Source organism: Asaia spathodeae NBRC 105894 (assembly GCF_025994195.1).
In the GTDB taxonomy this organism is placed as follows: Bacteria; Pseudomonadota; Alphaproteobacteria; order Acetobacterales; family Acetobacteraceae; genus Asaia; species Asaia siamensis.
Window position 1 is genome coordinate 1 of sequence record NZ_BAPY01000090.1, and the last position, 367, is coordinate 367.

Annotated in this window: 1 protein-coding gene; it reads right to left on the reverse strand. The window is 60.2% G+C overall.

What is annotated here, in order from left to right:
- Positions 1–7 precede the first annotated feature (7 nt).
- On the reverse strand, positions 8–367 hold a 360-nt coding region (locus AA105894_RS15905), incomplete at its 5' end, for a flagellin (protein ID WP_267312597.1).

The window sequence follows — 367 nt, forward strand, 5'->3', positions numbered from 1 at the left end:
GTCATTCTTACTGGAAGAGCGACAGGATGTTCTGCGACTGCGAGTTGGCGATCGTCAGCGACTTGATGGCCAGCGACTGCTTGGTCTGTAGTGAGGTCAGCTTGGCGCTGGCGGCAGACATGTCAGCGTCGGTCAGGGCGCCGATGCCGTTGGTCAGGTTGTCGGAGATGGTCGAGCCGTAGGTGCTCATGTTCTTGATGACGTTGCTGTTGGCGCCGAGCGTCGAGGTGACGAAGGTCATGGCCTTGATGGCTGCCTGCACCTGGGCGATCATGTCAGAGACATTACCGGTACCCTTGAGGGTGCCGGAGCCTTCGAACACGTTGGTCGTCGGGTTGACGCCAGCGGTGCTGCTGGAGGTAAGGCC